At 64.4% G+C, this 22,895-nt stretch carries 21 protein-coding genes, 1 tRNA gene and 1 pseudogene; 12 read left to right on the forward strand and 11 right to left on the reverse strand.

What is annotated here, in order from left to right; all coding sequences use genetic code 11:
* Positions 1-33 precede the first annotated feature (33 nt).
* Together VM94_RS29380 and VM94_RS03640 are read right to left on the reverse strand one after the other, a co-directional pair.
* Positions 34-2,280 carry a putative bifunctional diguanylate cyclase/phosphodiesterase gene (locus VM94_RS29380; protein ID WP_046682218.1) on the reverse strand — a complete coding sequence of 749 codons (2,247 nt, stop codon included), beginning with the start codon at positions 2,278-2,280 and terminating at the stop codon, positions 34-36.
* A gap of 134 nt (positions 2,281-2,414) precedes the next feature.
* On the reverse strand, positions 2,415-3,221 hold the full coding sequence (locus tag VM94_RS03640) for a YggS family pyridoxal phosphate-dependent enzyme (RefSeq protein WP_046682219.1): 807 nt from the start codon (positions 3,219-3,221) through the stop codon (positions 2,415-2,417).
* Positions 3,222-3,311: 90 nt separating this feature from the next.
* Between VM94_RS03640 and ptsJ the strand changes: the two genes are divergently transcribed.
* Both ptsJ and VM94_RS03650 read left to right on the forward strand, forming a co-directional pair.
* A complete protein-coding gene (ptsJ, locus tag VM94_RS03645; RefSeq protein WP_046682220.1) occupies positions 3,312-4,613 on the forward strand; it encodes a MocR-like B6 salvage transcription factor PtsJ in 1,302 nt (433 codons plus the stop codon).
* 32 nt (positions 4,614-4,645) lie between these two features.
* A complete protein-coding gene (locus VM94_RS03650; RefSeq protein ID WP_046682221.1) occupies positions 4,646-5,365 on the forward strand; it encodes a glutamine amidotransferase-related protein in 720 nt (239 codons plus the stop codon).
* Between the two features lie 47 nt (positions 5,366-5,412).
* Here VM94_RS03650 and VM94_RS03655 read toward each other — a convergent pair whose 3' ends face one another.
* Positions 5,413-5,718: a PsiF family protein gene (locus tag VM94_RS03655; protein WP_046682222.1), complete on the reverse strand. Its 306-nt coding sequence runs from the start codon at positions 5,716-5,718 to the stop codon at positions 5,413-5,415.
* A 265-nt stretch (positions 5,719-5,983) separates the two neighbouring features.
* On the opposite strand from VM94_RS03655, the gene VM94_RS03660 reads away from it, so the two are divergent.
* Positions 5,984-6,523 carry a DUF2058 domain-containing protein gene (locus VM94_RS03660; protein ID WP_034753528.1) on the forward strand — a complete coding sequence of 180 codons (540 nt, stop codon included), beginning with the start codon at positions 5,984-5,986 and terminating at the stop codon, positions 6,521-6,523.
* Between the two features lie 99 nt (positions 6,524-6,622).
* On the opposite strand, the gene VM94_RS03665 is transcribed toward VM94_RS03660, so the two are convergent.
* The 3 genes from VM94_RS03665 to VM94_RS03675 form a co-directional block, all read right to left on the reverse strand.
* Positions 6,623-7,054, reverse strand: coding sequence for a VOC family protein (locus tag VM94_RS03665; protein ID WP_046682223.1), 432 nt, complete (start codon positions 7,052-7,054; stop codon positions 6,623-6,625).
* Between the two features lie 20 nt (positions 7,055-7,074).
* Entirely contained in the window at positions 7,075-7,527 is a 453-nt protein-coding gene (locus VM94_RS03670; RefSeq protein WP_046682224.1) for a helix-turn-helix transcriptional regulator, read from the reverse strand.
* Between the two features lie 127 nt (positions 7,528-7,654).
* Positions 7,655-7,730: transfer RNA gene (locus VM94_RS03675), tRNA-Phe, on the reverse strand.
* Positions 7,731-7,916: 186 nt separating this feature from the next.
* Between VM94_RS03675 and dkgB the strand changes: the two are divergent.
* From dkgB to VM94_RS03720, 9 genes and pseudogenes are all read left to right on the forward strand, one after another.
* Positions 7,917-8,749, forward strand: a pseudogene (dkgB, locus tag VM94_RS03680) (2,5-didehydrogluconate reductase DkgB).
* Positions 8,750-8,759: 10 nt separating this feature from the next.
* Entirely contained in the window at positions 8,760-9,680 is a 921-nt protein-coding gene (locus VM94_RS03685; RefSeq protein ID WP_409929558.1) for an LLM class oxidoreductase, read from the forward strand.
* Between the two features lie 66 nt (positions 9,681-9,746).
* Positions 9,747-10,991, forward strand: a complete 1,245-nt coding sequence (locus VM94_RS03690; RefSeq protein ID WP_046682226.1) for an FAD-dependent monooxygenase — start codon at positions 9,747-9,749, stop codon at positions 10,989-10,991.
* Between the two features lie 153 nt (positions 10,992-11,144).
* Positions 11,145-11,867: a DsbC family protein gene (locus VM94_RS03695; RefSeq protein ID WP_046682227.1), complete on the forward strand. Its 723-nt coding sequence runs from the start codon at positions 11,145-11,147 to the stop codon at positions 11,865-11,867.
* 130 nt (positions 11,868-11,997) lie between these two features.
* Complete coding sequence (locus tag VM94_RS03700; RefSeq protein WP_034753534.1) at positions 11,998-12,456, forward strand: (2Fe-2S)-binding protein; 459 nt, start codon at positions 11,998-12,000, stop codon at positions 12,454-12,456.
* A 10-nt stretch (positions 12,457-12,466) separates the two neighbouring features.
* Positions 12,467-14,740 (forward strand): xanthine dehydrogenase family protein molybdopterin-binding subunit, encoded by a 2,274-nt coding sequence (locus VM94_RS03705; protein ID WP_046682228.1) that lies wholly within the window; start codon positions 12,467-12,469, stop codon positions 14,738-14,740.
* 13 nt (positions 14,741-14,753) lie between these two features.
* Entirely contained in the window at positions 14,754-15,362 is a 609-nt protein-coding gene (locus VM94_RS03710; RefSeq protein ID WP_046682229.1) for a nucleotidyltransferase family protein, read from the forward strand.
* Positions 15,363-15,389: 27 nt separating this feature from the next.
* Positions 15,390-17,270, forward strand: a complete 1,881-nt coding sequence (locus tag VM94_RS03715; protein WP_260687127.1) for a M61 family metallopeptidase — start codon at positions 15,390-15,392, stop codon at positions 17,268-17,270.
* Positions 17,271-17,453: 183 nt separating this feature from the next.
* A complete protein-coding gene (locus VM94_RS03720; RefSeq protein ID WP_235432805.1) occupies positions 17,454-18,650 on the forward strand; it encodes a GGDEF domain-containing protein in 1,197 nt (398 codons plus the stop codon).
* Here the strand turns inward: VM94_RS03720 and VM94_RS03725 are convergent.
* The 5 genes from VM94_RS03725 to VM94_RS03745 all read right to left on the reverse strand — a co-directional run.
* A complete protein-coding gene (locus tag VM94_RS03725) occupies positions 18,601-19,065 on the reverse strand; it encodes an energy transducer TonB (RefSeq protein ID WP_046682231.1) in 465 nt (154 codons plus the stop codon). The two genes, VM94_RS03720 and VM94_RS03725, sit on opposite strands and share 50 nt — an antisense overlap.
* Before the next feature lie 20 nt (positions 19,066-19,085).
* Positions 19,086-19,886 carry an indole-3-glycerol phosphate synthase TrpC gene (gene trpC / locus VM94_RS03730; RefSeq protein ID WP_046682232.1) on the reverse strand — a complete coding sequence of 267 codons (801 nt, stop codon included), beginning with the start codon at positions 19,884-19,886 and terminating at the stop codon, positions 19,086-19,088.
* A 34-nt stretch (positions 19,887-19,920) separates the two neighbouring features.
* Positions 19,921-20,964, reverse strand: coding sequence for an anthranilate phosphoribosyltransferase (trpD, locus tag VM94_RS03735; RefSeq protein ID WP_046682233.1), 1,044 nt, complete (start codon positions 20,962-20,964; stop codon positions 19,921-19,923).
* A gap of 65 nt (positions 20,965-21,029) precedes the next feature.
* Positions 21,030-21,593, reverse strand: coding sequence for an aminodeoxychorismate/anthranilate synthase component II (locus tag VM94_RS03740; protein ID WP_046682234.1), 564 nt, complete (start codon positions 21,591-21,593; stop codon positions 21,030-21,032).
* 1 nt (position 21,594) lies between these two features.
* The coding region (locus tag VM94_RS03745) for an anthranilate synthase component I family protein (protein WP_046682268.1) at positions 21,595-22,895 on the reverse strand (1,301 nt) is incomplete at its 5' end.

Below are 22,895 nucleotides of genomic sequence, written 5' to 3' on the forward strand. Positions count from 1 at the left end.
GCGGAGGAGTTGCGTGCAGGAAATGCCGTAAAGCTAACGCCGTTCGGCCAGCCACGTCATGAAATCGGGCAAGGGCATCGGCCGCGCATACAGGAAGCCCTGCAAGCCGTCGCAATCGTGGGCGATGAGGAAGTCGGCCTGCTCCTGCGTTTCCACGCCTTCGGCCACGACGCGCAAGCCCAGGTGGCGCGCCATGGCCAGGATCGCTTGCACGATGGCCGTGTCGCGCGGCGTGTCGTCGATGAAACGCTTGTCGATTTTGAGTTCGTACAGCGGCATCGAGGTCAGGTAGGCGAGGCTGGAATAGCCGGTGCCGAAATCGTCGATGGAAAAGCGGATGCCCAGCTCCGCCAGTGCGCGCATGCGCGCCAGCGAGGTTTCGCGCTGGTCGATCAGCAAGCCTTCCGTCAATTCCAGGATCAGGGCGCCGGCCGGCGTGTCGTGTTCGGCCAGCGCCGCCTGCACGCGGGACGCGAAATCGGGCTGGCGAAACTGGGCCGGGCTGACGTTCACTGACAGGGCGACGGGCGATCCCGCCTGCGCCAGCACCGTGGCGGCGCGGCACGCTTCGCGCAAGGCCCAGTGTCCGAGCTTGACGATCAGCCCCGATTCCTCGGCGATGGGGATGAAGATGCCGGGCGCGATATGGCTGCCGTCCGCCTGCGGCCAGCGCATCAGCAATTCGGCGCCCGTCACTCTGCCATGGCGGTCGACCTGCGGCTGCACGTGCAGGCATAATTCACGGTTATCGAGGGCGCGCGCCAGGGCCCGTTCCAGGGTCAGGCGACGCTCCACGCCCGCCTGCATGGCCGCTTCAAAGAAGGCGATGCCGTTGCGCCCTTCGGCCTTGGCGCGGTACATGGCGATGTCCGCTTCGCGCAGCAGGTCGTGCGCCTGCTGCTCCATTTTCGGCAGCAGGGTCACGCCGATGCTGGCGCTGCAATGATAGGACTGCGCGCCGATCTCGAAGTCGCGCGCGATGGCGGCGCGGATTTTCTCGGCCACCTGGGCTGCGGCGCGGGCGGCGCTGTCCAGGTCATTGGCCAGGTGCGCCAGCAGCACGACGAATTCATCGCCGCCGATGCGCGCCACCGTGTCGGCCTTGCGCATCAGCTGCGCCAGCCGTTCGCCCGCCAGGCGCAGCAGCGCGTCGCCCGTGGCGTGGCCGCGCGCGTCGTTGATGTGCTTGAAGTGGTCGAGGTCGATGAACATCAGCGCGCTGATGGACTGGTCGCGCGGCGCGGCGGCCAGCAGGTGGCCGATGCGGTCCATCAGCAGGCGCCGGTTGGGCAAGCCTGTCAGCACGTCGTAGAAGGCCAGGCGGTGGATGTCCGCTTCCGATTTCTTGCGCTCGTCGATCTCGCGCTCGACGGCCACCCAGTGCGTCTGCTTGCCGTCGTCATCCGTGAACGGCACCAGTTCCGCCTCGACCCAGTACGCCTTGCCGGCTTTGTCGTAGTTCAGCAGCTCCGCGCGTGCCGGCTGGGCGCGGGCCATGGCGGCGGCGACGCGCGCCAGCTCGTCCGCATCGGTGGCCGGGCCTTGCTGGAACAGCAGGCTGCGGCCCATCACCTCGGCGCGCGCATAGCCGCTGCTGCGCTCGAAGGCGTCGTTGACGAAGATGATGCGCGTGGCAGGCGTTGCCTCGGCGGTGGCATCGGCCACTTCGGCGATCATCACCATGTCGTTCAGGCGGGCCAGCGCCGTGGCCGTCAGGCGCAGATCGGCGTTCAGCTGCGACAGGGCCTGGCTGCTGCGTTCCAGGTAGCGCAGCAGGAAGGCGCAGGACAGGGTCAGCACGGCGGCGATGAACAGGAAGTTCAGGGCCACGATCAGCGCGCGCAGCACGGGAGAATCGGGCACGCCCTGCACGTGCAGGGCCACGTCGGGATGCAGGCCGAGGAAAAAGATGGTCAGCGACGTCAGAGCCAGGGTCGACAAGGCAGGCCGCATGCCCAGCAGCAGGGCCGCCAGCACGGGCATGAGCATCATGTAGATCTGGCTGACGGGGCCGATTTTCAGCAGCAGGCCGACGCCCACCAGGTAGGCGACGATGAGGAATTGCCACACGCGCCAGCGGTAGGGCATGGCGCGCCAATGCCAGATGGCGCCGATCCAGCCGATGGCCAGCAAGTCGAGGGCGACTATGGACCAGATAGCTTCGCGCGCGGCCAGCAGGGCGCTGGGGATGGCCGTCGCCACGCCCAGCAGCAGTACCGCCTGCAGCAGGCGCGTAAAAATCTGTCCGCGCCAGTGCGCGAGATCGTTCGACGCGGCCACGCTGCCGTCCTTTCCCCAGGGAGCTGTGCTGCCGAGCTGAGCAGTATGGTAAAAATATTACGCGGTATCTTTCAGCATGTCATCTTGATCATTCGGCATGATTGACTCTGCGACCACAAGGCGCATCGGCCCGCCTAGTCCGTTTGCGCCGTGGGCCAGTAGTGGCTATCCGGCGTGTCGCGCGCGCCGAAGATGGCCTGGCCGACGCGCACGACGGTGGCGCCTTCCTCAATGGCGATTTCATAATCGCCGGACATGCCCATCGACAGCTCGTCCAGACTGACGCCATCGGGGGCATCCTGGCGCAGCCGGTCGCGCAATTCGCGCAGCAGCACGAAGCAGCGGCGCACGCGCACGGCTTCCGCCGACAACAGCGCCAATGTCATGAGTCCGCGCACCCGCAGCGCCGGAAAGGCGGACAACTGGCGCAGGAAAGCGGCCACCTCGTCTGGCGGCAAACCGTATTTGCTGGCTTCGCCCGACGTGTTTACTTGCACGAACACGTCGAGCCTGCGTCCTTCCGCTTGCAGGCGCCGTTCCAGCGCCTCGGCGACGCGCAGGCTGTCGAGCGCCTGGAATTCGCTGGCAAAGCGCGCCACCAGCTTGGCCTTGTTGGTCTGCAAATGGCCGATCACCGACCATTGCAGGTCGGCCAGGTCCGCCATCGCTTCCCATTTGCGGCCTGCCTCCTGCGGCTTGTTTTCACCCAGCATGCGGCAACCGGCGGCGTAGGCCAGGCGCAGGCTCGCCTCGGGCTTGGTCTTGCTGACGGGCAGCAGGCGCACGCCGGCCGGATCGCGCTCGACCCGCTGGCAGGCGGCCGCCATGCGGGCATGCACTGCCGCCAGATTGCGGCGGAAGTCATTCACCGACACGGCTTGCGGCCAGCGCCCATGCCGCTCGTGCATGGTGGGAGTGAGCAGGGGAGTGTCTTTGTGCATGTGTCGGCCTTGTGTCAGTCTTTAGCGGCAGGAGTCGCGGGAGTGGTGTATTATTGTCCTATGCCAAAATATATCATGTCTGAGACTATAGTGAAGATCACAGGGAAAACCGCGGCGGAACTGTTCGACAGCATCCGCGCGCTGACGCAGGCGGGCGAGTTGCTGCCGGGCCAGGAGTTACCGACTGTGCGCGAGCTGGCCGCGACTCTGGGCGTCAACCGCAATACCGTGTCGCTGGCGTACCAGCGCCTGGTGACGGCCGGGATCGCGGTCACGCAAGGGCGTTTGGGCACGGCCATCCGCGCGCAGCGCGATCCCGGCGAGCAGGAAGGCTTGCTGCCCGGTTCGCCCTTGGCCGACCTGGGCGGCGGCAATCCGAACCTGGCCTGGCTGCCCGATGTCGGCGCGGCCCTGGCGCGCAAGCCATACCGCCCGCGCCTGTATGGCGAGGCCACCGTGGACCCGGAGCTGGAAGTGCTGGCGCGGCGCTGGATGGCCGGCGATTGTCCGGAACAGCACGAGATCACCCTGACGAATGGGGCCGTCGATGCGGTCGAGCGCCTCCTGGGGGCGTACCTGGCCGCGGGCGACAAGGTGGCCGTGGAAGACCCGTGCTTCGTCAGCAGCATCAACACCTTGCGCATCGCCGGCCTGCACGCCGTTGGCGTGGCGGTCGATGCCGAGGGCATGCAGGCGGCGGCGCTGGAACGGGCGCTGACGCAAGGCGCGCAAGCCGTCATCGTGACGCCGCGCGCGCACAATCCCACCGGCTGCAGCCTGAGCGCCGCGCGCGCGGAGCAGCTGCGCGCGGTGCTGGCCGCCTACCCGCACGTGCTGCTTATCGTCGACGACCATTTTTCGCTGCTGTCCACGGCCCGCTACCAGGACGTGATTCCCCCTGCGGCCAAGCGCTGGGCGCTGATCCGTTCCGTGTCGAAGATCTTCGGCCCCGACCTGCGCCTGGCCATTGTCGCCAGCGACGGACAGACCGCCCGGCGCCTGCGCCTGCGCCTGGCGCCCGGCACGAACTGGGTCAGCCATCTCTTGCAGGACGCCGTCAGCGCCTGCCTGTCGTCGCCCGACGTGTCCGCGCAGGTGGCCCTTGCCTGCACCGACTATGCGCGCCGCCGCGACATGGTGGCGGCGGCGCTGGCGGCGCAAGGCCTGGTCTGCGCCAGTCCCGCCGATGGCCTGAACCTGTGGCTGCCAATGGCGGACAGCAGCCAGGCGGCCGTGCTGGCGCTGGCCCGGCATGGCTGGCTGGTGCGCGGCGGCGAAGCCTTCGGCGTGCAGGCGCCAGCGCAGGGATTGCGGATCACCGTGTCGAGCATCGATGAAGCGGACGCGCAGGCGTTTGCCCGCGTGCTGGCCCAGGTGCTGGATCGGCCATAGTTTTTTAATTACTCGCTACAGAAGGGAACATCATGAAAGTCCATTTCATCGTGCATGAAGCGTTCGAGGCGCCGGGCGCCTATGAGACCTGGGTGCGCGAGCGCGGCCACGAGGCCACGTATTCCCGCCTTTATGCCCATGAGCCGCTGCCCGTTTCCATCGCGGACATCGACCTGCTGGTCGTCATGGGCGGGCCGCAGTCGCCGTCGACGACGCGCGAGGAGTGTCCGCATTTCGACGCCGCAGCCGAACAGGCCCTGATTGCTGCCTGTGCCGCCGCGGGCAAGGCGGTGGTCGGCGTTTGCCTGGGTGCGCAACTGATCGGCGCGGCCTTGGGAGCGCCCCATGCGCACAGCCCTGAAAAGGAAATCGGCAAGTTCCCCATCATGCTGACGGCGGACGGAAAGGCGAGCGACAAGTTCGCGCATTTCGGCGCTGTTCTGGAAACGGGGCATTGGCACAGCGACATGCCGGGCCTGAGGGACAGCGCGAAGGTCATCGCCTATAGCGAAGGCTGCCCGCGCCAGATCGTCGAATACGGCAATCTGGTGTACGGTTTCCAGTGTCACATGGAGTTCACGCCGGAGGTGGTCGACCTGCTGATCGCCGCGTCGGAAGCAGAACTGGCCACGCTGGAATCGCACCGCTACGTGCAGCAGCCAGCGATCCTGCGCGCCCAAGACTGGCAAGCCATGAACGGCCAGCTGTTTGTTTTCCTCGACCGGCTGATGCAGGCTTACGCGGCGCAATAAAAAAACGCCAGCATGATGCTGGCGTTGTGGGGCAAGCGGCGAGGCGCTTATTTCTTCGGCGCGCTCAGGCATTCCTTCATGAAGGCTTTGCGGGCGTCGCCTTTCATGTCCTTGGCGTCGACATTGCACGCTTTCATCTTGTTTTGCTGCGTCATGGCCGGCGCCGGCTTGGCGCTCAGGCACTCTTTCATGAAGGTCTTGCGCTCATCACCTTTCTTGCCGGCGGCGTCCGCATTGCAGGTCGTCATTTTTGACTGTTGGGCCGTCTTGGCGACGGGCGCCGCTTCCGGTGCGGCGGCAAAGGCGGTGCTGGCAAACGCGGCGGCGATGCAGAGGGCGATTAATTGTTTCATGGTAAATCCTTGTAGACGCAGTCAGTGGAAGGGGACATGCAATCGGCAGGCAATGCCGATATGCAGAACGTAACTAACTATATGACATTTATCAACAAAATTTCCACTCGAGTGTGTCTTTTTGTTACTGACAGGCACAAGGCGCTCCTCGGCTGACCCGGGCAGCCATGTTGCGGCGGCAGCGCCCCTGTTTTTTGCTATGCTAGCGTCTTTCCACCGGCCGATGCCGCTGCCTTGGCCGGCGCACCCTCAATACGGAGTAGTTATGGTCTCGTTGCAAGAGCAGTTTTTAAAGGCCGGCCTGGTCGACAAGAAGAAGGTCAAGCTGGCCAACCAGGACAAGAGCAAGCAAAAAAAGGACGAGCGCAAGAGCGGCACGCAAAGCGTCGACGAAGTGCGCCTGGCCGCGCTCGAGACCCAGCGCAAGAACGCGGAACGCGCGCGCGAACTGAACGCCCAGCGCGACGCTGCCGCCAACCAGAAAGCCATCGTGGCGCAGATCGCGCAAATGGTGCAAAAGAACCGCCAGAGCAAGGGCAACAACGGCGACGTGCCGTATAACTTCACGTTCAACAACAAGATCGAGCGCATCTACGTGACGGCGGCCGTGCAAGCCCACCTGGTGGCGGGCCGTTTGGTGATCGTCTGCCTGGGCGGCGCCGTGGAACTGGTGCCGCGCATCATCGCCGACAAGATCGCTGAACGCGACCCCGCCATCGTCGTGCGCGTGAAACAGGCCAGCACGGAAGTGGATGAGGATGATCCGTATGCGGCGTTCCAGATTCCTGATGATTTGATGTGGTAAACGGGTGGCCGTTCGGCGCGCCGCTTGCTCACATGCGGCGGCGCGACCAGCTGACGATGGACGGCCAGCGGTGGCTTTGCCGTATCCCATGGCGCCGGTTCATGGCGATGTCCGCGCCGTCGACTTGGCCGCAGCCCCGATCATTTTCCATCCGTTGCCGGAGGGGTCGCGAAAGCCGGCATCCACCTGCCCGTAGCGGTCCACGGGCTCCTGCGTGAATTCGACGCCGCACTTGCTCAGGCGTTCGTATGCGGCGCGGCAGTCGTCCACCTGCAGCACCAGCGGCGGCATGGCTCCCTTCGCCACGATTTCATGCAGGGCTTGCGCGGTTGCCGCGTCATGCATCGGCGGTCCGGGACGGAACAAGCCGAGCTGGAAGGATGGCTGGTCCGCAGGCTGCACCGTCAGCCAGCGATAGTCGCCGTTTCGGACGTCCGTGTGGACGCGAAATCCCAATTTTTCGACGTAGAACGCAAGCGCTTCGTCCTGGTCGCGCACATACAGGCCGACCACATTCACACTTTGAGTCATATCAGCTCCTTGAAATGAAGCTACAGTTTGCCAGTTGCTTTCCTGCGCCGCTTCTCCAAAACTGCGATATTCAGATTGGGCCGTTCGGCGTCGCGCATGACGCATTCGGGAATATGCTCCCCCATGTGCTGGATGGAGCGCTCGCGCATTCGCAGCTCGCCCGGGCTTGCGCCCGTGATGTCGCGGAAGATACGGCCAAAGGTGCCAAGACTGGTCCAGCCGGTTTGCAGTGCGATCTGCGTAATGGGCAGGTCGGTGCCGCGCAGCAGTGCCGTGGCCCGCTCGATACGGCGGGTAAGCAAGTAGCGGTGTGGGGGCAGGCCGAAGGCCTTTTTGAATTCGCGCGCGAAGTAGGCCATCGAGACGGCGCTCACCTGCGCCAAGCGGTGGACGGGCCAATCCTCATCGGGGGCGCCGTCCATTCTATCTTTCGCACGCAACAATCGCCGCAATAGCAGGGGACTCTGACCCATCCTATCCTCGCGCCAAACTGTTAGTTATCGGGACCGCCCACAGGAGCGGGGGAGACCGATACGGACTTCTCGGCCACAAACGAAAACGCCAACCTGCGAGGGTTGGCGTTCTGTAACAACTGATTCTTGGTGGCCCGGGGCGGAATCGAACCACCGACACAAGGATTTTCAATCCTCTGCTCTACCGACTGAGCTACCAGGCCAAGGTGGCGAATTATAGCAGACCAAAACGGGAATGCAAGAGCCGGCCGCGACTTTTCCTGTATTTCCCGGATTGGCATTGCGTTACTTGCGCGTGAATCAAATATGATTTGATATAAACGGTATTTTTCTCAATAAAGGATGGGCGCATAGTGTGGTCATCGACATGTATTTGAGAGGACTGCCGCATGAACACGACTACCCAACACACCGCCATCCCTGAAATCGGCCTGGGCACTTTCCGCCTGCAGGGCCAGGTCGTCATCGATTCCGTCACCACGGGCCTGGACGTCGGCTACCGCCATATCGACACGGCGCAAATCTACGGCAATGAAGCCGAAGTGGGCCAGGCGATCGCCGCCAGCGCCGTCCCGCGCGACGCGCTGTTCGTCACCACCAAGATCTGGATCGACAATCTTCAGCGCGACAAGCTCATTCCCAGCCTGAAGGACAGCCTGCGCAAGCTGCGGCTGGAACAACTGGACCTGACCCTGATCCACTGGCCGTCGCCGCAGGACGCCATTCCCGTGGCCGAGTACATGGAAGCGCTGGCGCAGGCCAAGGCGCAGGGATTGACCAAGGCCATCGGCGTATCGAATTTCACGAATGCGCAACTGCGGCAAGCCATCGATACGGTGGGCGCATCGGAAATCGCCACGCAGCAGGTCGAGATCCATCCTTTCCTGCAAAACCGCAAAGTCATCGATTTCGCGCGCAGCCAGGGCATCCACATCACGGCCTACATGCCGCTCGCGTATGGCAAGGTGGTCGTTGATCCCGTGATCCCGTGATCGCGGCCATCGCCGCCAAACATGGCGTGACGCCGGCGCAAGTGGCGCTGAGCTGGTCGCTGCAGCAGGGCTTTGCCGTGATCCCGTCGTCGACCAAACGCGCCAATCTGGAAGCGAACCTGCATTTCCAGCGCATCACCCTGTCGCCGGACGAGATGGCGCAGATGGCGACCCTGGAACGCGGCGAGCGCCTGGCCAACCCGGACGGCCTGGCGCCGCAGTGGGATTGAGATGGGTGCCATGACGAAACTGGGGCAGGGCGGTTTCAGCATCGGCCTGGAACTGCCGCTCGATAATGACTGGTCGTCTATGGGGCGGCAGGCGAATGCGGTGTCCGGCCGCGTGCCGGGCGAACCTGACCTGAAACAGCATGCTGCGCTGGCAAAGCTGGCCGACCGCCTCGGTTTCAAAGCCTTATGGCTGCGCGACGTGCCCCTGTACGACCCGTCGTTCGGCGACGCGGCCCAGGTCTTCGAGGTGTTTACGTATCTCGGCTACCTGGCCGGCATCACGGACAATATCTTGCTGGGCACGGCCGCCGTGGTGCTGCCGCTGCGCGAGCCGGTGCTGACGTTAAAAGCGGCGGCCAGCGTCGACCAGTTGAGCGGCGGGCGTTTGTTGCTGGGCGTGGCCAGCGGCGACCGGCCCGTCGAGTATCCCGTGTTCGGCCGCGATTTCGGCCAGCGCGGCGCCGCTTTCCGCGAACAGGTCGCCATGCTGCGCGACTGGGGCGAGACGCGCCTGCCGCCCGGCATCCGTCTGCTGCCGAAACCGGCCGCGCCTCTGCCGCTGCTGGTGGCGGGGCTGGCGCAGCAGTCGCCCGCGTGGATAGGCGCGCAGATGGATGGCTGGCTCGCCTATCCGGGCACGCCGGACGACCATGCGCGGCGCTCGGCGCAATGGCGCGCCGTGGCCGGAGACGACAAGCCGTATGTCAGCTTCATCCACCTGGACCTGGACGAAGATCCGAACCTGCCGCTGCAGCGCTTCCGCTTCGGCGGGCGCACGGGACGCGATGGCCTGATCGCCGAGCTGCACGCCATGCGCGCGGCCGGCGTGCGGCATATCGGCTTGCAGCTGCGGCAGAACCGCCGCCCGCTGGCCGAGACGATGCAGGAGATCGCGGAACACGTGTTGCCCGTCTTTCATGGCGCCGCTTGATCTGAGGCACGCGTTCTGTACTTCCGGACTATCTGAAACAGGTGGGGCAAACGCTATAATGGCCGCATGAACAGTCCCACTTCCCCTACCATGCGGCGCTTCATGCACAGCCACAGCGACGTTTGCATCGTCGGCAACGGCGCCATCGCGAAAACCACGGCGCTGGCGTTTGCCCAGGCAGGACAAAGCGTCACCCTGCTATCTCCGGCGAGCCCGCCGGCATCCACGTCCGCTTCCGCCGTCAAGCCGGTCGAAGCCAGCTGGGATGTGCGCGTGTATGCGCTCAATCACACGGCGCACCAGTTGCTGTCGTCGCTGAAGGTGTGGGGCGCCCTGGAGGCCGACAGGGTGGCGCCCGTCGACGCCATGCTGGTCAACGGCGACGGCGCGCAGGCGGGCGGACTCGGTTTCGACGCCTACGGCGCCCATGTGGGCAGCCTGGCGTGGATCATCGAAGACCGCAATCTGGGCCAGGCGCTGGACGCCGCCCTGAAATTCGCGCCGAACGTCAGCGTGCTGCAAGGCCGCGCCAGCCGCCTGGAATGGACGAATGACTCGGCCATCGTGCACCTTGATGGCGGCGATACCATCACCTGCGCGCTGGTGGTGGGCGCGGACGGCGCCCAGTCGTGGGTGCGGGGCCAGTGCGACATCGGCCTCGATTATCGCTCGTACGGCCAGCGCGGCGTGGTCAGCAACTTCGCCTGCGAAAAGCCGCACCATGGCGCGGCCCACCAGTGGTTTACGGGCAGCGAAGGCATCGTCGCGCTATTGCCGCTGCCGGGCGACCGGGTTTCGCTCGTCTGGTCGGCGCCCGATGCGCTGGCCGATACCTTGATGGCCGAACCGGCCGACGCTCTGGCCGCGCGCCTGGCCGCATACTGCCAGGACAAACTGGGCAAGCTGACGCCTTTGCAGCCGGAGCTGGTGCGCGCATTTCCCCTGACCCTGATGCGCCCGCACGCCATGGTGGCGCCGCGCGTGGCCCTGGTGGGCGACGCCGCCCACGTGGTCCATCCGATGGCTGGCCACGGCATGAACCTGGGCTTTGCCGACGTGGCGCAGCTGGTCAAGACGATCAGCGAACGCGAAGCGCACCGCGGTATCGGCGACGAACGCGTGCTGGCCCGCTATGCGCGCGCGCGCAAGGAAGACGTGCTGCTGATGCAGTTGGCGACCGATGGCCTGGCGCGATTATTTGGCGCCGATCTGGAACCGTTGCGCGTGGTTCGCAATTTGGGATTAAACTTGCTGGATAAATTACCTGCCCTGAAGCGGAAAATGATTTCGCATGCATTGGGACACCAGTAAATATCAGCGTATCTTAAGATATCGCCGGATAATGGCAGCAGTGAAAATTCAAGGTCGCCGCAGCTGGTCTGCGGCGATCGTTTTGTCAAAGAGGTAACGGCGCCGGGCCCCCTGCCAGTTTCGCCGGGCGTTACAAGTGGAGAAGTGATAGTGATGAAAATGAGCAGAATCGCATTGGTACTGGCCTCGGGCCTGATGATGTCGTGCGCCGGCGCGGAAACGCCGACGGAAGCGAGCATCAAAAAGCTGATCGAGCCGCGCCTGGGCGAAGGCGCCAAGGTCGATTCGGTCAAGGAAACACCGTACGGCGGCCTGTACGAAGTGCGCACGGGCGGCGACATCCTGTACACGGACAAGTCCGCCCAATACCTGTTCGTCGGCCACGTCTTCGACGCCAAGACGTCGCAGGATCTGACCAAGGTGCGCCTGGACGAAGTCAATCGCATCAAGTTCTCCGACCTGCCGCTCGATTCGGCCATGAAGACCGTCAAGGGCAATGGCAAGCGCGTGATCGCCGTGTTCGAAGATCCGAACTGCGGCTATTGCAAGCGCTTCCGCCAGAACGCGCTGAAGGAAATCGACAACGTCACCGTCTACACCTTCATGTACAACATCCTGTCGCCCGATTCGATCGCCAAGTCGCGCAATATCTGGTGCTCGCCGGACCGCAACAAGGCCTGGGATGACTGGATGCTGAACGGTAAAGTGCCTGCCGCATCGCCAGCCAACTGCGCCAACCCGCATGAAAAAATCCTGGCCCTGGGCCAGCAGCTGCGCGTTTCGGGCACGCCAGCCATCTTCTTTGCCGACGGCAGCCGCATTCCTGGCGCAGTCGATGCGAAAACGCTGGAGCAGAAATTCTCGACCATTAAGTAATCCGGGCTGTCGCCAGGAAGGCTGGACGGCGCGCCCTCGCAAGGCGCGCTTTTTTTTGCATTTTTTCCGCTGTCGTATCATCAAGTGTTGTTCGTAGACGCCATAACAATCCAAAGAGGGGAAGCAGCAGATGATTACCTTGAATATCAACGGACGCGACACGCAGGTCGACGCCGATCCTTCCACGCCCATCCTGTGGGCGCTGCGCGACAACCTGAACATGACGGGCACCAAGTTCGGTTGCGGCGCGGCCCTGTGCGGCGCCTGCACGGTGCACCTCGACGGCCAGCCGATCCGCTCGTGCATCACGCCGATTTCCTCGGTGGGCGCGCAAAAGATCACCACCATCGAAGCGATGGAAAACGACCAGGTAGGCAAGGCCGTGCAGGCGGCATGGGTGCGCCACGACGTGCCGCAATGCGGCTACTGTCAAAGCGGCCAGGTGATGAGCGCCACGGCGCTGCTGCGCACCAACAAGGCGCCCAGCGATGCCGACATCGACGGCGCCATGAGCGGCAATATCTGCCGCTGCGGCACCTATCAACGGATCCGCGCAGCCATCAAGGACGCGGCCAAGACCCTGGCCTGAGGAGAACGGCATGCGTATCGAATGGTTGAATCAGGAAGCATTGCAGCATGGCGGGGTGACCCTGGGTGCGGCGCTGGCATCGACGCCGGTGGCTGTGGTTGGCGCGGCCGATGGCGTGTCGCGGCGCGGTTTCATGAAGGCCGGCGCGGTGGCTGGCGGCGGCTTGATGCTGGGCTTTTTCCTGCCCGGTGCCGGCAAGCTGGCGCAGGCGGCCGATGCCGCTCCGGCCAAGCCCGTGTATGCGCCGAACGCGTTTTTGCACATCGCGCCCGATAACACGGTGACGGTGCAGGTGAACCGGCTGGAATTCGGCCAGGGCGTGCAAACGAGCTTGCCCATGCTGATCGCCGAGGAACTCGATGCCGACTGGAGCCTCGTGCATGGCGCCCTGGCGCCGGCCGGCGAGCAGTACAAGGATGCCGCCTACGGCATGCAGATGACGGGCGGCTCGGGCAGCATCGTCCATTCGTTTACGCAGTACCGCGAAATTGGCGCCAAGGCGCGCGCCATGCTGGTAGGCGCCGCCGCCGCGCAGTGGAAAGTCAATCCCGACCAGGTGCGCGCCGCCAAGGGCGTGCTGTATGGCCCCGGCGGACAAAAGGCGACGTATGGCGAATTTGCCGACGCGGCCATGCGCCAGCCCGTGCCCGCCACCGTGAAGCTGAAAGACCCGCGCGAATTTTCCATCATCGGCAAACCCGTGAAACGTTTGGACGCGGCCGCCAAGTCGACGGGAAAACAGCAGTTCGGCATCGACTTCAAGCCGCCCGGCGCGAAAGTGGCCATGGTGGCGCGCCCGCCCGTGTTTGGCGCCAAGGTGGCGAAATTCGACGCCAGCAAGGCGAAAGCCATCAAGGGCGTGCTCGAGGTGCTGGAAGTGAAGACGGACCGTGGCGGCAGCGGCGTGGCCGTCATCGCCGACGGCTACTGGCCCGCCAAGCAGGGACGCGACGCGCTGGCGATCGAGTGGGATACGAGCGCCGTGGAAAAGGTCAGCAGCGACAGGCAACTGGCCGCCTTCAAGGCGCTGGCGAAAACGCCGGGCACCGTTGCCAGACCTGCCGACATGGGCAAGCTGGCGTCGGCGCCGAAAAAGATCGAAGCCGTGTACGAATTCCCCTACCTGGCGCACGCGCCGATGGAGCCGCTCAACTGCGTCGTCGACCTGCAGGCCGACAAATGCACGATGTGGGTCGGTTCGCAATTCCAGACGGGCGACCAGGCGGCGATTGCCGCCACTTCCGGCCTGAAACCGGAGCAGGTGACCTTGCACACGATGATGGCCGGTGGCGGCTTTGGCCGGCGCGCCGTGCCGAGTTCCGATTACGTGGTCGAAGCCGTCAACGTCGCCAAGGCGTACCGCGCGGCGGGCAAGAGCGGCCCGCTAAAGCTGATGTGGAGCCGCGAGGATGACATCAAGGGCGGCTACTACCGGCCGTCGCATGTGCACCGCGCGCAGATCGGCCTCGACGCCAAAGGGAAAATCCTCGCCTGGGACCACACCATCGTGGGTCAGTCCATCATGGCCGGCACGCCGTTCGAAGCCTTCATGGTGAAAAATGGCGTCGACGGCACCATGGTCGAAGGCATGGGCGAGCCGTACACCCTGCCGATGAAGCTGTCCGTGCACACGGCCAAGGCGAACGTGCCCGTGCTGTGGTGGCGCTCCGTCGGTTCGACGCATACGGCCTTCGTCATGGAAACCCTGATCGACGAGGCGGCGCACGTGGCGAAGATGGACCCCGTCGCCTACCGCAAGCAGCTGATCGACGCCAAGCACACGCGCCACATCGCCGCGCTGGACCTGGCCGTGGCCAAGTCCGGCTATGGCAAGAAGAAGCTGCCGAAGGGACAAGCCTGGGGCGTGGCCATGCACGAGTCGTTCAATTCCGTCGTCGCCTACGTGGTGACGGCATCGGTGGTGGAAGGCGCGCCCAAGCTGCACCAGGTATGGGCCGGCGTGCATTGCAACCTGGCCGTCAATCCGCTGACGATCGAGGCGCAAGTGCAGGGCGCCGCGCTGATGGCGCTGGGCATGACCATTCCCGGCGCGGCCATCACGCTCAAGGACGGCGTGGTGGAGCAGCAGAACTTCGGCGACTACCCGGTGCCGCGCATGCCCGACATGCCGGTGATCGAGGTGCACCTGGTGCCGTCGGGCGACGCGCCGACGGGCATGGGCGAACCGGGCGTGCCGCCATTGGCGCCTGCCTTTGCCAATGCGCTGTTCGCCCTGACGGGCAAGCGCCTGCGCAAGCTGCCGTTCGACCTGGCGGCCGCATGACGGCAGCGGTTTTTTGAGTACGGTCGGCATCTTGCTGGCAGCCGGAAGGGGGCGCAGGTTCGACCCTTCCGGCGTACAGAACAAATTATTGCAGCCGCTGGCCGAAGGCCCGCATGCGGGTTCGCCGGTGGTCGTGGCGGCCGCAAAAGCCATGCTGGCGGCCTTGCCGCGCGTGCTGGCCGTGGTGCGTGCCGACGACACGCAGGTGGCGCGTGTGCTCGGCGCGCTGGGCTGCGAAGTGCGCGTCTGCCATGACGCCGACACGGGCATGGCCGCCTCGCTGACCTGCGCCATCGATTATGTGCGCGGCGCGCCGGGCTGGCTGATCGCCCTGGGCGACATGCCTTTCGTGGAAGCGGCTACAATCGCCGCCTTGTCGCAAGCCATCGGCGATGGCGCGCGCATCGCCGTGCCCGTGTTCCAGGGACGGCGCGGCAATCCTGTCGCGTTCAGCGCCTTCCACTTGCCGCTGCTGCTGGCGCTCGATGGCGACCAGGGCGCGCGCAGCATCGTCAACAGCCATGCCGTATGCGAAGTGACAGTGGACGATGGCGGCATCTTGCGCGATATTGATACACCTGACGATTTGTCGCCGGTGCATGGCGCGCCCGGGCGATTGTAGAACATCCATGCCAGACACGAGGAAAACATGAAGAAAGCACCGATTAAAAAAATCACCGCAAAAGCCTCCGGCAATGCCATAAGCAAAGCCGCAGCGAAAACCAAGGCGAAAGCCGCACCGGCCGCCGGCATCATCTACAGCATCGCCGCAGCGGACCTGGCAGGCCACATGTTCAAGGTGACGTTGACGGTCAAGTCGCCGGCCGCCATCGGCCAGGTATTGTCCTTGCCGGCCTGGATCCCGGGCAGCTACATGATCCGCGAATTTTCGCGCAACATCGTCAGCATCCGCGCCGAATCCGAAGGCAAGGCTGTGGCGCTGACCAAGTTGGACAAGCATTCGTGGCAAGCCGCGCCGTGCAAGGGCCCTTTGATGGTCGAATACGACGTGTATGCATGGGATTTGTCCGTGCGCGCCGCCCATCTGGACCAGAATCACGGCTTCTTCAACGGCACCAGCGTGTTCCTGCGCGTGCTGGGCCAGGAATCCGACGCCCATGAAGTGCACATCGTGCAGCCGAAGGATGCGGCCTGCAAGACCTGGCGAGTGGCCACCACCCTGCCGGAACTCAAGGCGAAGCGCTACGGCTTCGGCAGCTACCAGGCGGCCAACTACGATGAGCTGATCGACCACCCGGTGGAGATGGGCGACTTCGCGCTGGCCACCTTCACCGCGCATGGCGTGCCGCACGATATCGTCGTCACGGGCAAGGTGCCGAACCTGGACCTGGACCGTCTGTGCCGCGACCTGAAAGCCATCTGCGAAACGCAGATCGCCTTTTTCGAGCCGAAGACAAAGAAAGCGCCGATGGACCGCTATGTGTTCATGACCATGGCCGTCGGCGACGGTTACGGCGGCCTCGAACACCGCGCCTCGACGGCGCTGATCTGCGCGCGCGCCGACTTGCCGACGACGGCGTCCACCAGCACCGAGATCGGCGACGGCTACCTGAAATTTCTGGGCTTGTGCAGCCACGAGTACTTCCACACCTGGAACGTCAAGCGTATCAAGCCGGCCGCCTTTGCACCGTACAACCTGCAGGCGGAAAGCTATTCTCCGCTGCTGTGGCTGTTCGAAGGCTTCACCAGCTATTACGACGACCTGATGCTGGTGCGCGCGGGCCTGATCGACGAGGCGGCCTATTTCAAGCTGCTCGGAAAAACCGTCAACAGCGTCTTGCGCGGCAGCGGCCGCACCAAGCAAAGCGTGGCCGACTCCAGCTTCGACGCCTGGGGCAAGTACTACCGCCAGGATGAAAACGCGCCGAACGCCATCGTCAGCTACTACACCAAGGGTTCGCTGATCGCGCTGGCCTTCGACCTGACGATCCGCACGAAGACGAATGGCGAGAAATCGCTGGACGACGTGATGCAGGCGCTGTGGCAGCGCTATGGCCGCGATTTCTACAAGGGCAAAGCGCGCGGCGTGACGCCGGCCGAAGTCGAAGCCCTGTTCGATGAAGTCTGCGGCACGCGCATGAAGCCGTTCTTCGAACGCTACATCCGCGGCACGGACGACGTGCCGCTGGCGCGCCTGCTGGCGCCGTTCGGCGTGAAATACAGCGACGCGCGCAAGGCCGAAAAAGCCAGCCTCGACGTCAACCTGGGCCGCGACGGCAACGACGCCAAACTGGCGCAGGTGCACCAGGGCGGCGCCGCCCACGTGGCCGGCTTGTCGGCGGGCGACGTGCTGGTGGCCGTCGATGGCTTGCGCGTGACGGGCAGCAACCTGGACACCTTGCTGGGCCGTTACGCCGTCGGCGCCAAGGTGGCGGTCCACGCCTTCCGCCGCGACGAGCTGATGACATTCGCCGCCGTGCTGCAGGGCGACCGCGTGCCCGGCGTCAGCTTGAGCCTGCTGCCGGCGCCAAAGAAAGCCACGGGGCCGAAGCGTCCTAGCGCTGTATAAGCTGTTCGTCATGCGGTAAGACAAAACCGGCCGTCACTGGCCGGTTTTGTATTTCAGGCCGCCATTTCAATGGCAACTGATCCGCCGGCACTCGCGGCTTGCCATCATATTTACTGCAAATGAACTAATTTTTCTTTAACTAAACTAAAATTGCCGAACTGATTCTTTTAGGCCGCGCCCAACGTGGAAACCCTCGATCCCCGAACCATCATGCTGATGACGACCCTGATGTGCGGGGCCATGAGCATCGTCATGTTCTCGGTGTATCGCAGTTTCCGGCGCGAGGTGCATGGACTGGGGCATTGGGCGGCCGGTTTGCTGTTGCTGGTGTGCGCGTCCCTGCTGTTCGGCACCCGCGAAGTGCTGCCGCCGGCATTGTCCATGCTCGCGGCCAATGCGGCGCTGGTGGCCGGCATCGGCCTGTCGATGCTGGGCACGGAGACATTCTTCGGCCTGGCGCCCAGCCGCCGCGCCTATCTGCTGATACTCGGCCTGGCCATCGCCGGCAATAGCTGGTGGCTGCTGGCGCGCCCCGATTTCTCGGCGCGCGTGGCGGTCTTTTCCCTGCTGGTCTTCCTGTTTTATGCGCGCCAGGTGCAACTGGTGTGGCGCCATGGCGAACGCCATTTCTCGAGTTTTTTCTTTGGCGCGCTGATGCTGATGCAAGCTGTCGTGGTGCTGGTGCGCGGCGTATCGGCCCTGCTGCATGGCGGCGCCAGCGTGAATTTGACGGTGGCCGGCACGCCGGCCGGTATTTATCTGGCGGTCGCCAATTTCATGGCGCTGCTGCTGACGGTGGGCTTCATGACGGTGGCGACGCGGCGCCTGCAGCAGATACTGGAGCGCCGTTCGACCCACGATCCGCTGACGCAAGTGCTGAACCGGCGCGGCTTTGGCGACGCCTATGCGCGAGAACTAGGCAATCTGCGGCGCCGCCGTTTGCCGCTGACACTGCTCAGCATCGACCTCGATTACTTCAAATTGATCAATGACAGCTACGGTCATGCGGTGGGCGACCAGGTGCTGGCGCACGTGGCCACCGTTATCAAGGGCGCCTTGCGCGAATCGGATTGCGTGGCGCGTTTCGGCGGCGAGGAGTTCGTCGTGCTGATGCCGGACATGCCAGCGCATAACGCGCTGGGCGTGGCCGAACGCATCCGCGCCTTGCTGCACGAGCCCAGTCGGCTGCCACCGTGTACGGTCAGCATCGGCGTCGCTTGCCAGGCATCGGTGGTGGAAGGGCTGGAACAGCTGCTGTCGCGCGCCGATGCGGCCCTGTACCTGGCCAAGGAACGGGGACGCGACCGCATCGAATTCGATGCTTGCGTGTTTACTGAGGACCGGACAATGTCCGCAGCTGGAAGCGGTACTGGTCGTTGAACAGGAAGGTTTCGGAAAAATCGAAGGTCCGGGCGTGGCGGCGCATCAGGTGTGCCGCTGGCGGAAAGAACACTGGCACGCGTCGCACGGCGGCCAGCGCCGCGGCCGAGGCTTCGCTGTCGCGCGAACGGTGCACGTGCACGCTTTTCAGTTCGCCGTCGGGTCCCACGCTCAGGTCGAGCACGACGATGGCCGGCAACATGGGCGGCAGGCGCCCGCTGAATATGTATTCTGCGTTGGCCGCCATGATCTGCTGCGCCACCAGCGACTTATAGGCGTCGATGCTGGCGGCCAGCTGTATCGCGGCCGGCGTGCGAGGGGGCGCGGACGTGGGTGTGTTCAGCGCTGGCGGGGGCGTACTTTGACAGGCTGCCAGCAGGCTGGCGGCGGCAAGGACGGTGATCGCGTGTCTCATGGCTGCCAGCCTACCATGGTTTAACTGAACAGGCGTTCCAGCTCCACGCCGGGGTCTGGCGCGCGCATGAACGCTTCGCCTACGAGGAAGCTGTGGATGTGCGCGTCGCGCATGCGTTGCACGTCGGTCGTGGTATGGATGCCCGATTCCGTGATGATCAACTTGTCTTGCGGAATGCGCGGCAGCAGGCCGAGTGTCGTTTCCAGCGACGTTTCGAACGTGCGCAAGTTGCGGTTGTTGATGCCGATCAGCGCGCTCTTGAGCTTGAGCGCCGCCGTCAGTTCTTCGCCGTCATGGCTTTCGATCAGCACGCCCATGCCCAGTTCGTGGGCGCACGCTTCCATCTCCGCCATCAGGCCATGGTCGAGCGCCGCGACGATCAGCAAGATGCAGTCGGCGCCCATGGCCCGCGCTTCATAGATCTGGTACATGTCGACCATGAAATCCTTGCGCAGCACGGGGATGGCGCAGGCGGCGCGCGCCTGCTGCAGATACTCCACGCTGCCTTGGAAGAACTGCTCGTCCGTCAGCACGGACAGGCAGGCCGCGCCGTGCTGGGCATAGCTGGCGGCGATATCAGACGGGCGGAAGTCGGCGCGGATGACGCCTTTCGACGGCGACGCCTTTTTGACTTCGGCGATGATGCCGGGCTTGCCGGCGGCGATGTGCTGGCGCAGGCTCGCTTCAAAGCCGCGCAGGCCGGCGCGCAGGTCGCTGTCGCTTTCCACGTCGCCGCGCAGGCTGGCCAGGCTGCGGCGGGCTTTGGCCTTGGTCACTTCATCGGCTTTTACGGCCAGGATTTTATCGAGTATGTCGGACATGATGATCGCTATTCTATAAGGGAGGGCGGAGGACTTACGCTTGCGCCGGGGTGCCCAGCTGCTGCGTCACCTGCACGAATTGGTCGAGTTTCGCCAGCGCGGCGCCCGAGCTGACGGCGGTGCGCGCGCGCGCCAGGCCGTCTTCGATCGAGCTGGCCACGCCGGCCGCGTACAGGGCCGTGCCTGCGTTCAGGGCAACGATGTCGGCGGCGGCTCCAGGCTCGCCGCGCAGCGCTTCCATCATCTTGGCTTTCGATTCGACGGAGTCGGCCACCTTCAGGTTGCGGCTGGCGATCATCGACATGCCGAAGTCTTCCGGATGGATTTCATATTCGCGGATTTCACCGTTGACCAGTTCACCGACCATGGTGGCCGCGCCCAGCGATACTTCATCCATATTGTCGCGGCCATACACGACGATGGCATGCTGCGCGCCCAGGCGCTGCAGCACGCGCACCTGGATGCCGACCAGGTCGGCGTGGAACACGCCCATCAGAATATTCGGCGCGCCGGCGGGATTCGTCAGCGGACCGAGGATATTGAAGATCGTGCGCACGCCCAGTTCGCGGCGCACGGGCGCCGCATGCTTCATGGCCGCATGGTGGTTCGGCGCGTACATGAAGCCGATGCCCGTCTGCGCGATTGACTGGGCGATCTGCTCGGGCTGCAGGTTGATGTTGACGCCCAGGGAGTCCAGCACGTCGGCGCTGCCGGATGAGGACGAGACGCTGCGCCCGCCATGCTTGGCCACGCGCGCGCCGGCGGCGGCCGCCACGAACATCGAGGCGGTGGAAATGTTGAAGGTGTGCGCGCCGTCGCCGCCCGTGCCGACGATGTCGAGCAGGTTGGTGGTGTCGGCCATGGGCACCTTGGTGGAAAACTCGCGCATCACTTGCGCGGCGGCGGCGATTTCGCCGATGGTTTCCTTTTTCACGCGCAAGCCCATGGTGAGGGCCGCGATCATGGTGGGGGACATTTCGCCGGACATGATCTGGCGGAACAGGTACAGCATTTCGTCGTGAAAGATCTCGCGGTGTTCGATGCAGCGCAGCAGGGCTTCTTGTGGGGTGATCGGCATGATGCTTCCTTCTTCAATGATGGCGCAGGAGGACACTGATGGCACGCCGGGGCGTGCGCATGGGATCAGCGCTCGAGAAAATTCTTCAGCAGGGCGTGGCCGTGTTCCGAGAGGATCGATTCGGGGTGGAACTGCACCCCCTCGATATCGTATTCCCGGTGGCGCACGCCCATGATTTCGCCGTCGTCCGTCCACGCCGTCACTTCCAGACAGGAAGGCAGCGAGGCGCGTTCGATCGCCAAAGAGTGGTAGCGGATCACTGTGAAGGGGCTGGGCAAGCCTTTGAAAACGCCCACGCCCGTATGCGCGATGAGGGAAGTCTTGCCATGCATGACTTGCTTGGCGCGGATGACTTTACCGCCAAACGCTTCGCCGATGGCCTGGTGGCCCAGGCACACGCCCAATATCGGCTTCTTGCCGGCGAAGTGCTTGAGCACTGCCACCGAAATGCCCGCCTGCGCCGGCGCTTTCGGGCCGGGCGAGATGCAGATGCGGTCCGGATTCAGCGCCTCGATCTGTTCGATCGTGATTTCATCGTTGCGGTAGACCCGCACGTCTTCGCCCAGTTCACCGAAATACTGCACGATGTTGTAGGTGAAGGAGTCGTAGTTGTCGATCATCAGCAGCATCTTAAAACTCCCCATCCAGGCCATCTTGCACTTGTTCGGCGGCGCGCAGCACTGCCCGCGCCTTGTTTTCGGTTTCCTGCCATTCCATTTCGAGGACCGAGTCGGCCACGATGCCGGCCGCGGCCTGCACGTACAGCATGCCGTCCTTGATCACGCCCGTGCGAATCGCAATCGCCACGTCCATTTCGCCGCCAAACGACAGGTAGCCGCAGGCGCCGCCATAGATGCCGCGCTTGGTGATTTCCAATTCATCGATCACTTCCATGGCGCGCACTTTCGGCGCGCCCGTCAGGGTGCCGGCCGGGAACGTCGCGCGCAGCACGTCCAGGTTCGACAAGCCTTTCTTCAAGGTGCCTTCCACGTTCGAGACGATGTGCTGCACGTGCGAGTATTTTTCGATGACCATGCGGTCGGTGACGTGCACGCTGCCTGTTTCGGCGATACGGCCGATGTCGTTGCGCGCCAGGTCGATCAGCATCACGTGCTCGGCGATCTCTTTCGGATCGGCCAGCAGCTCGGCGGACAGCTCGGCGTCGCGTTCCGGCGTGGCGCCGCGCGGGCGCGTGCCGGCGATGGGGCGCAGGGTGACCTTCTTGCCGCCGTCGGCCGTGTTCTCGTTGCGCACCAAAATCTCGGGCGAGGCGCCGATGATCTGCATGTCGCCGAAATTATAGAAGTACATATACGGCGACGGGTTCAGCGAACGCAGGGCGCGGTACAGGGTCAGCGGCGAATCGACATACGGTTTGCGGATGCGCTGGCCGATCTGCACCTGCATCAGGTCGCCGGCCATCACGTATTCGTGCGCCTTGGCGACGGCCTTCAGGTAGTCTTCCTTGGCAAAATCGCGGATGGTTTCCGTGCGCACGGAAGCGCTGGTGACGGGCGCATCGACGCCGCGGCGCAGCATCATGCGCAAGTCTTTCAGGCGCTGGCGCGCTTTGCTGAACGACTCGGGCTGCGCCGTGTCGGCGTAGACGATCAGGTAGAGTTTGCCGGACAGGTTGTCGATGACGGCCAGTTCCTCCGTCACCATCAGCTGGATGTCGGGCAGGTTCAGGTCATCCTTCGGCGCGCCGCCGGCCAGTTTTTTCTCGATGTGGCGCACGGTGTCGTAGCCGAAGTAGCCGGCCAGGCCGCCGCAGAAGCGCGGCATGCCGGGGCGCAGGGCCACCTTGAAGCGCGACTGGTACTGTTCGATGAAGTCGAGCGGATTGCCTTCGTGCTCTTCGATCACGACGCCGTTCTTGACGATTTCCGTGTGGCTGCCGTAGCTGCGCAACACGGTCGTGGCGGGCAAGC

Origin of the sequence: Janthinobacterium sp. KBS0711, assembly GCF_000988085.1 — a bacterium.
GTDB lineage: Bacteria > Pseudomonadota > Gammaproteobacteria > Burkholderiales > Burkholderiaceae_D > Janthinobacterium > Janthinobacterium lividum_E.

Coding starts and splice junctions, on each gene's coding strand:
- VM94_RS03640 (WP_046682219.1), bottom strand. CDS start 3,221: ATGCACAAAGACACTCCCCTGCTCACTCCCACCATGCACGAGCGGCAT.
- VM94_RS03650 (WP_046682221.1), top strand. CDS start 4,646: ATGAAAGTCCATTTCATCGTGCATGAAGCGTTCGAGGCGCCGGGCGCC.
- VM94_RS03655 (WP_046682222.1), bottom strand. CDS start 5,718: ATGAAACAATTAATCGCCCTCTGCATCGCCGCCGCGTTTGCCAGCACC.
- VM94_RS03660 (WP_034753528.1), top strand. CDS start 5,984: ATGGTCTCGTTGCAAGAGCAGTTTTTAAAGGCCGGCCTGGTCGACAAG.
- VM94_RS03665 (WP_046682223.1), bottom strand. CDS start 7,054: ATGACTCAAAGTGTGAATGTGGTCGGCCTGTATGTGCGCGACCAGGAC.
- VM94_RS03670 (WP_046682224.1), bottom strand. CDS start 7,527: ATGGGTCAGAGTCCCCTGCTATTGCGGCGATTGTTGCGTGCGAAAGAT.
- VM94_RS03685 (WP_409929558.1), top strand. CDS start 8,760: ATGACGAAACTGGGGCAGGGCGGTTTCAGCATCGGCCTGGAACTGCCG.
- VM94_RS03690 (WP_046682226.1), top strand. CDS start 9,747: ATGAACAGTCCCACTTCCCCTACCATGCGGCGCTTCATGCACAGCCAC.
- VM94_RS03695 (WP_046682227.1), top strand. CDS start 11,145: ATGAAAATGAGCAGAATCGCATTGGTACTGGCCTCGGGCCTGATGATG.
- VM94_RS03700 (WP_034753534.1), top strand. CDS start 11,998: ATGATTACCTTGAATATCAACGGACGCGACACGCAGGTCGACGCCGAT.
- VM94_RS03705 (WP_046682228.1), top strand. CDS start 12,467: ATGCGTATCGAATGGTTGAATCAGGAAGCATTGCAGCATGGCGGGGTG.
- VM94_RS03715 (WP_260687127.1), top strand. CDS start 15,390: ATGAAGAAAGCACCGATTAAAAAAATCACCGCAAAAGCCTCCGGCAAT.
- VM94_RS03725 (WP_046682231.1), bottom strand. CDS start 19,065: ATGAGACACGCGATCACCGTCCTTGCCGCCGCCAGCCTGCTGGCAGCC.
- trpC (WP_046682232.1), bottom strand. CDS start 19,886: ATGTCCGACATACTCGATAAAATCCTGGCCGTAAAAGCCGATGAAGTG.
- trpD (WP_046682233.1), bottom strand. CDS start 20,964: ATGCCGATCACCCCACAAGAAGCCCTGCTGCGCTGCATCGAACACCGC.
- VM94_RS03740 (WP_046682234.1), bottom strand. CDS start 21,593: ATGCTGCTGATGATCGACAACTACGACTCCTTCACCTACAACATCGTG.